The sequence below is a fragment of the Fusobacterium mortiferum ATCC 9817 genome, from assembly GCF_000158195.2.
GTDB classification, from domain to species: domain Bacteria; phylum Fusobacteriota; class Fusobacteriia; order Fusobacteriales; family Fusobacteriaceae; genus Fusobacterium_A; species Fusobacterium_A mortiferum.
The window spans coordinates 766,248-775,661 of record NZ_GL987988.1 but is presented as its reverse complement, the minus strand read 5'-3'; the positions used below and the strand labels follow the sequence as shown (position 1 = coordinate 775,661).

General features: G+C 29.7%; 8 protein-coding genes and 1 pseudogene. All 9 read right to left on the bottom strand.

The features are described from left to right. Nucleotides 1–2,106 (bottom strand): annotated as a pseudogene (locus tag FMAG_RS13240) (hypothetical protein); the annotation flags it as partial. 60 nt (nt 2,107–2,166) lie between these two features. Beyond that, on the bottom strand, nt 2,167–2,742 hold the full coding sequence (locus FMAG_RS04735; protein ID WP_005884546.1) for a phage tail protein I: 576 nt from the start codon (nt 2,740–2,742) through the stop codon (nt 2,167–2,169). Next, nucleotides 2,735–3,832: a baseplate assembly protein gene (locus tag FMAG_RS04730; RefSeq protein WP_005884544.1), complete on the bottom strand. Its 1,098-nt coding sequence runs from the start codon at nt 3,830–3,832 to the stop codon at nt 2,735–2,737. The genes FMAG_RS04735 and FMAG_RS04730 overlap by 8 nt, the downstream gene beginning before the upstream one ends. Then, nucleotides 3,825–4,142, bottom strand: coding sequence for a hypothetical protein (locus FMAG_RS04725; protein ID WP_005884542.1), 318 nt, complete (start codon nt 4,140–4,142; stop codon nt 3,825–3,827). The genes FMAG_RS04730 and FMAG_RS04725 overlap by 8 nt, the downstream gene beginning before the upstream one ends. Then, the gene (locus FMAG_RS04720) at nt 4,142–4,528 is read right to left on the bottom strand and encodes a phage tail protein (protein ID WP_005884540.1); all 387 of its coding nucleotides are present in this window, start codon (nt 4,526–4,528) and stop codon (nt 4,142–4,144) included. Before FMAG_RS04720 ends, FMAG_RS04725 begins: the two co-directional genes overlap by 1 nt. Nucleotides 4,529–4,543: 15 nt before the next feature. Beyond that, entirely contained in the window at nt 4,544–5,065 is a 522-nt protein-coding gene (locus FMAG_RS04715) for a phage baseplate assembly protein V (protein WP_005884538.1), read from the bottom strand. Further along, nucleotides 5,058–6,128, bottom strand: coding sequence for a phage late control D family protein (locus FMAG_RS04710; RefSeq protein WP_005884536.1), 1,071 nt, complete (start codon nt 6,126–6,128; stop codon nt 5,058–5,060). Before FMAG_RS04710 ends, FMAG_RS04715 begins: the two co-directional genes overlap by 8 nt. After that, nucleotides 6,125–6,334: a tail protein X gene (locus tag FMAG_RS04705; RefSeq protein ID WP_005884534.1), complete on the bottom strand. Its 210-nt coding sequence runs from the start codon at nt 6,332–6,334 to the stop codon at nt 6,125–6,127. The genes FMAG_RS04710 and FMAG_RS04705 overlap by 4 nt, the downstream gene beginning before the upstream one ends. Next, a complete protein-coding gene (locus FMAG_RS04700; protein ID WP_005884532.1) occupies nt 6,324–9,359 on the bottom strand; it encodes a phage tail tape measure protein in 3,036 nt (1,011 codons plus the stop codon). The genes FMAG_RS04705 and FMAG_RS04700 overlap by 11 nt, the downstream gene beginning before the upstream one ends. Nucleotides 9,360–9,414: the final 55 nt, after the last annotated feature.

Genomic DNA, 9,414 nt, shown 5'->3' with positions numbered 1-9,414 from the left:
AGTTGTAGTAAAGTTATGTGGTTGGAAAGAATAAAAATTATCAGTAGATGTCCCATTATTAATAGTAAAAACCATATAATTTGTGGTAGTGAAAGCTATTGGTAATGTTATAGTTTTTATTTGTCTGCTAGAATATACCCCTGAATTTCCTCTTTGGATTATCTCTCCTGTAATTAAATTTTTACTCCAAATTCCATTTGAATTATTTCCAAATTGGTAGAAATTCTGTAATTTACTCAATAAATCATTATTAGATATTGCTTCAAAGCAATTTGCGTCTGCATAGTTTATACTTGTAGCTTTTATACATTTATAAACTTTTTTTGTGGTACTATCATAATAGGCATAGTTTACTGTCTTTGCACTAGAAGTATTAAGACTTCCTCCGTATGTAAGTCCTAATATCTCGGCTAATTTAGCTCCTTCTAATACTGTATTTGAAGTAGTTCCAAAATTTTTATTAAAAGCTCCATTTTTTTTGAAGGCTGGTTCTGCTCCTATTCCACTAGCTGTAATATTAATACTTTTAGCTGCTGCTCCATCATAGCTCACTGGATTTTGTCCATTCATCTTTATTTCAAGAGCATTAGGATTTTTCATACTTGTTGGAAAATCTGTAATATTTGCTTTTGTATGAGTATGACTAGAATCAGCAGCTCCTATGCTAGCTGGAGTAATATTAATATTTTTAGTAGCTGCTCCATCATATGTATAAGCAGTTCCACTATTTAATTGAATAGATAAGGCATAAGGATTTTTCATACTAGCAGGAAAGTCTGTAATATTTGCTTTTGTATGAGTATGGCTAGAATCAGCAGCTCCTATGCTAGCTGGAGTAATATTAATATTTTTAGTAGCTGCTCCATCATATGTATAAGCAGTTCCGCTATTTAATTGAATAGATAAGGCATAAGGATTTTTCATACTAGTAGGAAAGTCTGTGATATTTGCTTTTGTATGATTGTGACTGCTTGGAGTAAAAGAATTAGGTTTTCCTGTAATATCACTCCAAGTAATATTTGTCCATTGAGCAGCTCCAGATGATAACCATTTTAGAAAATTTCCACTAACCCCGTTTGCAGGTATATGATTATTTCCATTCCCAGTAGGATGAGTATATTCAGGAGTTCCATGTAATGTTCCATCTTCATCAACTGTTAAATTATTCCCTACCTTTATTCTTCCTAATTGTGTTTTAGTTGCTTTTTTTACTAGCTCATTATAAAGTTCATTAATGGCTCCAACTATTGTTTTTACCACGGTTTTTAGAGTGCTATCTTCTTTATTTTGTTTAGTTTCATTTAAAATTTTTCCTTGTTTACCTGAAAGAGCTTTTGTAGTACTATCAGTTGTAAGATTATCTACTACATTTAATTGAATATCATTATCATTAACAATAATACCATCATTTTTAGATACAATAGAGGTCCTTCCAGAACTATCAACAGTTAATCCTTTACCTATAATTATTCTTCCTAATATAGTTTTTGATGCTATTTTAGAAATTTCTGTTAATAAGTTCTGTGCAGTACCAGTATAACCACCTTTATCTAATTTATTAGTAAAAAGTTCATTTATTGCTTCCCAAACAATTTTGGCAGCTGTCAATAATCTATTTTCATGTAAATTTTGTTTTTTAGCCAATTCTTTATCTAAATATTCTTTATCTACCCATAATTCTTTTCCTGTCCAGTTAACTATTGTAGTTTCATTATTAGTAGCCATTATATTAACATAATATCTAAATTTGATTGGTGTCTTGCTTGCTGGCGGCATCCAGGTAGCTTCATCACCTTCATTTATATACCAGTACAGAATTTCTTCTTCTCCATCTAATGCGTATATTCCTATTTCTCTTGGAAAGTATCCAGTTTCAATATCTTCATTACTAAACAGTACAGTTAATTTCAAATTATTTTCTATTTGTTTTTTTTCTAATATTTCAACTTCTTGTTTTATTGCTTTTATATTAGTAAATGTGCTAGGATCCTCATCATCTGATATTTTTCCATCTCCTATTTTTACTTTAACTAATTTTATTCCTTCTCCTGTTGCTTGGCATTTTGCTAAATATTCGCTCCCTCTCTTTGTAATACCATCAAACATTTCTTATAACCTCCTCTATTTTATATGGTGTTAAATTGAGATTATTATTTATTGTTATTTTTATAACCCCCCAGTGAATTCTTTTTCTATTTCTTTAACTTGAAAAGAAGCGAATTTCATTTTACTTATTTCTCTGGTGATTTCAATATCTGTAGTATCAATAACACTTCTACAATTTTTATATTTGTCAATAATTTCAATTAATTTATCAATCCAATTTGGGTCAGAATTTATATGGTTGATAGTTACTTTAAAAGTATAAGGTTTCCCATCATATTCAAACCATTCATGCAAAGTAATTGGATAACCTAATTTTTCAAGGTTCTCTTCAATTATCTTTTTAGTCCCTTTTTTAGAATATGACCAATATGCATTTTTAATTAATTTTATTTTAACCTCTCTATCTAAATTCTCTTGCCAATTATCTACCATATATTGATAAGCTAATTCTGATAAAACTTCATCTGTCTGTAATTCTAAATTTTTAAATATTGCTAATTTCGGAAGTTGCGAAATTATCTCTTTTTTTAATTGCTTTTCTAATTCTAAAGACAAAGATTTTAAATTTTTATATTTTTTTAAATTTTCTGGGAAAAAAAATTGGTAATCAGTATCACATAGATTATATTTACTCATCTTCTACTCCTTGATAACTAACAGTAATACTTGAAGTTTCTTGTGCAATTTTTGTCTTATCTAATTTAGTAAAAGTAGGTTCAATTATCTCAACTCTCTTTGCTCCAGCACCAATTAAAAGTTGTATTAATTTATTTGGATTGATATCTCTACCTAATTTTTCTTTTTGCCAAGCTCTATATTCAAGAACAGCATTATTTATATTCTGAGTTACAGTGCTTACATCATTTTCTTTGCTTAACCACCATTTTAAATTTATATTATATGGCGTAGATGTTGGTGCAAAGACTTCAACTTTATCAGTAAAAGGTCTAACACTATCATCTTGTAGTCTTTTTTCTACAATTTCAAGAATACTTCTTTCAGGAATAACTCCATTTTTTAACAAAGGAATAACTTTTACTACTCCTGGAGATTCTTCTGGAGTATAAATGTGGACATCTATTATATCTTGATGTGCAGTTAAAACATGATATTTATAAGCTGCAACAGGTCCTGCAGTACTAAATGCAGTTGGTTTTAGCTGAATTCTAGTTCTTAAACTTTCATCATCTTCTTGATTTACTCCACCACTACTTATACTTGTATTACTTACTGATAAAAGAAAAGGTATATCGTCAACGATTATATTTATTTCTCCTATTTGTAAATCATTCCCTATAACTCCAGGAGTTAAACAAGTTACAACTCCACTAACTTCTCTCTCCCCAATTTTTAGCTCTATATTCTCATCAGCTCCGAAATAAAGATTCCCAGCTGCAACCTTATATCCTTTTGGAATAGTTACTACACTTGGAAATGTCTTAGAAAAAGTATATTTAATAGTTGCTTTTGCTCCTTTTTCTTGTATTCTTTCTACTCCTACAAGTTCTCCTATTGCTTCTAGATATTCTTTTTCTGCATATCTTAATAAATTCATTCTTCCAGTATAATTAATATCATTCTTTACAATAGTAAAAATATAAGTTACCCAACCAATAAAATCATTAATAGGATCTCCATCTTTGATGGTTACTCCCATAATTTCTTCATAGCCTTCTTTTAAGGCTATTTCAATATTATTAATATTTTCATCTATAAATTTAATCATCTATTATTTCTCCTTTCACACTAGCTTGCACTAGTGTCTTTACTTCATTGTTAGATGTTAAATTAATTTCAGATACTTTAAATCTTTTCTCTTCTCTTTCTATTTCCTCAACTGTATCAGCAGTCATTTCTGCTTCTATAATAAGTTGAGGTTTATCAATATTTTCTGCTATTATTCCTTTATGCCTTGCCAAAGGAACATTTCCTTTTATTCTAGTTACTATATTTTCTATATTTTGAGCGATTTCTTCATTCAAATTTTTAGGCTTAAATACATAGTTTTTTTCATTTTGAGTAATTTCCATTTCCATTAGTTATACTCCTTTAATTGAATAGATAAGTCGATTTTTGTAACAGTCCCTAAAGCAGTATAAGCTTTATATAATTCAGAAATATTTTCTATAACATAAGTACCAATAACTTTACCCCCAAGAATAAATCTAAGGTGTTCTCCCTTTTTTCCATACTCTTTTAAGTCTTGTGCTGATTTACTGGGATTAACATTAAAAGCAGCATTTAAATGTATGTTAAATTTTATATTTTCTAAGTTTTCTCCATCAAATTGAAGCTTAGGTTTGCTTCCTATTATTTGATGCTCTGTCCATCTATAGCTTGCATCTCTATTTAAAGAGTCAAGAGTTTTTATATAAAAGCTACTACAAGCAAAGATTACTTTACCTAAACTTCCTACAACCATAGTTATTCTCCTTTCTTATTTTTGAGGTGGTCCTGAGATCTCTCCACCTGCCTTGACTCCTGTTGTTTTATGATTTATTAATGAAACTCCAGCTGCTTTGACATCTTCAGTTGTTGTCATTCCACCTTCTACAATTATATTCCCTTTAATACTTATATCCCCAGTAATTGATATTTGAGGGCAGATTATTTCTATATTTTTTTTACAATCTATATATAGTTTAGAGGTATTTTCATCAAATATCAGCTTAGTTCCATCTGGATATAAAGTTATATATTTCCCTTCTCCTGCTTCTTTCATCACAGGATCTTGTATGTTATAACCACTTCCTAAATAATATCCACTATTCCCTGTTGTAGCTATTAAACAAAGTCCTTTTTCATTGATTTTAGGCATACTATATTGTTTAACTCCTTGATTTCTTCCCTGAAATACTGTGAGAATAGCACTAGAAATATTTAAATCTTCAAATTCTACTTTTACTCGACCTTCATCATGGAATACATGGGATACTGTTCCATATCTTATTTCATTCATCTAACACCATCCTAATTTCTAAAGTTAAATCATAAATTTTTAAATCAGTATTTATACTTGTTATTAAATATTTTCCCGTAAAAATACCAAAATTTTCTAAAAATATAGTATCTCCTACACATATAAGTTCCTCTTTACCTATAATTTCTATTGTTCCTCTTATAGCTTGTTTATTTTTTTCTCTTAAAGCTTTTTCAGCTATTTTTGATAAGTATTCTCTTTTTTGTGCCTTAGTATCTCCAGGTGGTTCTTTTTCCTGGTTGATAAATAAAACTCTTTGAGTATTTCTTTTATAACCTGGTCTTTGTTTAGTAAAAAAGCTTTCTTCTATTTTTTCTCCCAGGTAACTATCATAGTAAGTAATTTTACACCCTGCATATGTATCAGTATCATCAGTTTCTAAAGAATAATTTTTAATATTATTTCTATGAAAAATAAATTTATAATCTTTTTCTTCATATACCTTTTCCTCAAAAATAATTAATCTATCATTGTAAAGTTTGATAATTACTCCTATCTCATTCCCTAGTCTTTTTAAAAAATTGAAATATGATTCAAGTTTTTGTTCAACTCTTTTATATTCTCGATTGAAATTACATTCATATATAAGTTCAAGACTACATTCCTTAGCAATATCTTTAGCAATTTTTTCAAAAGTTACAGCTTCCCATACTCTGTTTTTCTTGTCATCCATAATATTAGAAACAATGTCTACAGATAGTGCAGATATAGTTACTATATCTGGAGGTCCAGAATATGAAACTCTATCAATATAAAAGGTCCCAATATATATTTCTACTTCACTATTAGTTTCCCAATTATATAGATACAACCAACATTCAAGTTTATCCCCCTTCAAAGGATTCCAGTCATTCATCCAAAGTAATTCTCTATTTTGAATAGTTAAATCCAGGCTATCAAATTCATTTAAGGAGTCTGAATAACTAAAACTAATTAAATCCTGGTCTATATACTTAGTTATATCTGTATTTTCATATAATACTTTTAACTTTAATTTTCTACTGTTAGAAACCATTTTTTTTACTTCTTCACTTAAATTCATCTTCTTCTCCAAGGTGCTACTTTTTCTTCATAAGTTTTAGGAATTTCCTGGTATTTTATTTTGATACCAGCTTCAAAAATTAAAGTTCCATGATATCCTGGATTTTTTTCTAATAAAGTATTATATAGTTTCGAATCTCCAAATAGCTTATAAGAGATACTATCCCAGGTATCCCCTAATACCGTTATATATATTTTATCTTCCATAACCTCTCCTAAATCTTTCTTTCTCGTATTTATTCATACTTTCTTTAAACCAACGTTCAAAATCTCCTTTATCTTTTTTCAAAGTTGTTTCTAAACTGTTGCTATCATTAGCATAAATAGTTGGAGAATAAGAAAAAGTAATAGTTGCTGATGAATTGTTATTAGTTGTAGAAGTAGGTTTATAAGCTCCGAGTAATTTCCCTGTTTTTTCCCATAAGTTTAGGCTTTTAGGAGTTCTTTCGTGGGGAATTATACTTTCAGAACTTCCACCTTCTCCAATTAAAGCAAGTGTTGGAGAATTAACTACTCCCCCTGTTGCAAATTGTGGAATATTAAATTGTTCTCCAAGCCAGGAAGCTCCATTTTTTATGCTATCTGTTATACTAAAATTCTTTATTTTTTCATAAATCTCTAATACTCCATCAAGCATATGTCCTCCTTTTTCCTTTATTCCTTCTATTTTTTTATCTAACCAATCAAAAGGAATTCCTAATATTGCTAAACTTTTCTCTTTGAATATATTCCACTGCTCGATTGCTCCAGTGACCATATTTACAATTTTATCTTTTAATTTACCAGCTTTTAATTTTATAGTATCCCAATTTTCGTATAAAGCTTTTCCACCTTTAATCATATAACCAATAGGACCAAGTAAATACCAATATTTGTCTACTAATTCAACTACTTTATCTTTGAGCTGAACTGCTTTTTCTTTAACTGTATCCCAATTCTTATAAAGCATATATCCTGCTGCAATTAAAGCGGTTATCCCTAAAATAACCCAAGTGATAGGACTAGCTAAAGCAGCCATACCAAGACTGCCTAACTTAGCTAAACCACCTATTAAAAATTTACCACCATTTAGTATCCCAAGACCAATTGTTTTTCCTACTTGAAGTCCAGTACTTCCTAATAGTTTTAAATATTGAATGCTCATTTTGGTGAATTTAACTACTCCATTACTTGCAAGTTTACCACCATTCAATATTCCATTTCCTATTATTTTCCCTACTTGAAGTCCAGCTTTTCCTAAGTTTTTAAATTGTTGTGTTATTGTTTTAGCAGCTCTTATAGTTTTAAGTCCTAATTCTTTTTCAGTTGCTAATCCTACTAAATTAACAATACCAGCATAGCCGTGTAATAACCCACCTATAAGTTTTAAAGCCCCTCCAAACCCATACAAAGCTCCAGTTCCATAAACAAAGAGTTTTACCATTCTTTTAAATCCTTCTGGATCTTCTTTCATTATTTTTAAAAGTTTTTCTAAAAAAGCTTTGAGATATGTAGCTCCTTCTTTTACAAGAGGTAACAATTCTGTTCCTAGGTCTGCTTTGATTACATCAAATTCTGTCTTTAAAACCTGTAGTTGATTAGCAGCTGTATTTTTTTGAATTTCAGCTTCTTTATTAGTTGCTCCAGAATAAATATTAGAGTCTTTTGCTAAATTTATATTTCTTTTTAATCTATCAAAAGCTCCCATTATATTAGCAGCAGCTACTTTCCCCTCTTCTCCAAAAAGCATAGTCATAACTGCCCCTTGTTCATGTTCTTTTAACTTACTTAACTTAAAAAATACAGTTTCTAATGCTTTTTCTGGGTCCTCTAATGTAGCTTTTGCCAAATAGTCTGGGTCTAATCCTAGTATATTTAATGCTTCTTTTTCACTTCCTGTTGCTGCCATACCTTTATTTAAAATAGTTAACAGTCTTTTTGCCCCTGTTGCTGCTATTTCAGGTGCCATTCCCATTTCCATTAAAGAAGCTCCAAGAGCTGCTGTTTGATTAGTAGCCATTCCTACTACAGTTGGAAGGTTTCCCATTCTTGTTATAAATTCTGCTATTTTAATTTCACTAGCTCCTGTATTATTCCCTAAAGTATTAATTTGATCTGTTAATTCTTTTAATTGAGTCAGATTCATTTCAAAGGTATTTCTCCAGGCAAACATATACTCAGAAGCTTGTTCTCTGCTCATATTAAAAGCCATTCCCATATTGGCAGCAGCTTCTATATAGCCTACTGCTTCATCTTTATTCAAACCACTTTGACCAGCATTAGCAGCCATGCCATATAATTCCTCTAAGGAAACTGCTATCCTTTTTTCTGCAACAAGTTTTAATAAATCTTCTTTGAATTTAGCTTCTTCTTCAGCCGTTTCAAAATCAAATTGCTTTTTTACTCCTGCAAAAGCTGTTTCTGCTCTTATAGCTTCCGAAAGTGCTCCAGCTCCAGCAACAGTTGCAACACCAGCAGCTTTTAAAGGTAAATTTCCATAAGATGCTATTTTACTACCTTTTTCTTTTATAGCATTAGCTTTTTGGTAGTGTTCTAAAGCTTTATTATATGCATTTGCCTTTTTTTCAAGTTCTTCATAAGATTTTGCTGTATCTTTAATTGAAATACTTTGTTCTTTTAATTGTTTTGTAGTTTCTCTAATTTCATTTATATTTTTCTTTTGTTTTTCTCTTAGAGATTGAATTTTATTTTCTAAATTAAGCTGTTGTTTTCCTAGATTAGTACTTTCTTTTGAATTAGAAGAAAGTTCTTTCCCAACTTCATTCAATCTTTTTTTTAAAGGAGTTAATTCGTTAGTAATTCCTTTAGTTTCTTTTTGTAGTTTTCGATACTCTTCTTGTAACTTTTTGTTATCTCCCTTCCCTTCTTTCATTTCAATTGCAACCATTGCCATTCTATCTTTTAAAAGTTTTTCTTTAGAAGAGAGTTGATTGATCTCTTTTTCTAAAAGTTTATAAGTAGATCCAAGAGTTCTTCCCTCTTTATCTACCTCTAATAATCTATTTTTTAATTTAACCAATTCCTTTTGGGAATAAATTATTTCACTCCTAGTTTCTTTTCTAATAAGCTGCATATTTTCATATTTCTTTAAATCTCTTTGAGTTTTTTTTAAATCCGAGGTCTTATTTTTTAATTGATCCATCAAAGTTCCAGCACTTTTAATATTTTTACTAAAACTTGTAGATAATGCAGCTCCTATCCCAATAGATATTGCCAGTTCCTTTAATGCCATTTTTCCTCCAAATAAAAAAGCCACTTACTCATTTCTGAATAAGTGGCTTTTGATA

What these genes read in the sequence shown, in the direction of transcription:
- FMAG_RS04735 (WP_005884546.1), bottom strand. Translation starts at nt 2,742, where the DNA reads ATGAGTAAATATAATCTATGTGATACTGATTACCAATTTTTTTTCCCA.
- FMAG_RS04730 (WP_005884544.1), bottom strand. Translation starts at nt 3,832, where the DNA reads ATGATTAAATTTATAGATGAAAATATTAATAATATTGAAATAGCCTTA.
- FMAG_RS04725 (WP_005884542.1), bottom strand. Translation starts at nt 4,142, where the DNA reads ATGGAAATGGAAATTACTCAAAATGAAAAAAACTATGTATTTAAGCCT.
- FMAG_RS04720 (WP_005884540.1), bottom strand. Translation starts at nt 4,528, where the DNA reads ATGGTTGTAGGAAGTTTAGGTAAAGTAATCTTTGCTTGTAGTAGCTTT.
- FMAG_RS04715 (WP_005884538.1), bottom strand. Translation starts at nt 5,065, where the DNA reads ATGAATGAAATAAGATATGGAACAGTATCCCATGTATTCCATGATGAA.
- FMAG_RS04710 (WP_005884536.1), bottom strand. Translation starts at nt 6,128, where the DNA reads ATGAATTTAAGTGAAGAAGTAAAAAAAATGGTTTCTAACAGTAGAAAA.
- FMAG_RS04705 (WP_005884534.1), bottom strand. Translation starts at nt 6,334, where the DNA reads ATGGAAGATAAAATATATATAACGGTATTAGGGGATACCTGGGATAGT.
- FMAG_RS04700 (WP_005884532.1), bottom strand. Translation starts at nt 9,359, where the DNA reads ATGGCATTAAAGGAACTGGCAATATCTATTGGGATAGGAGCTGCATTA.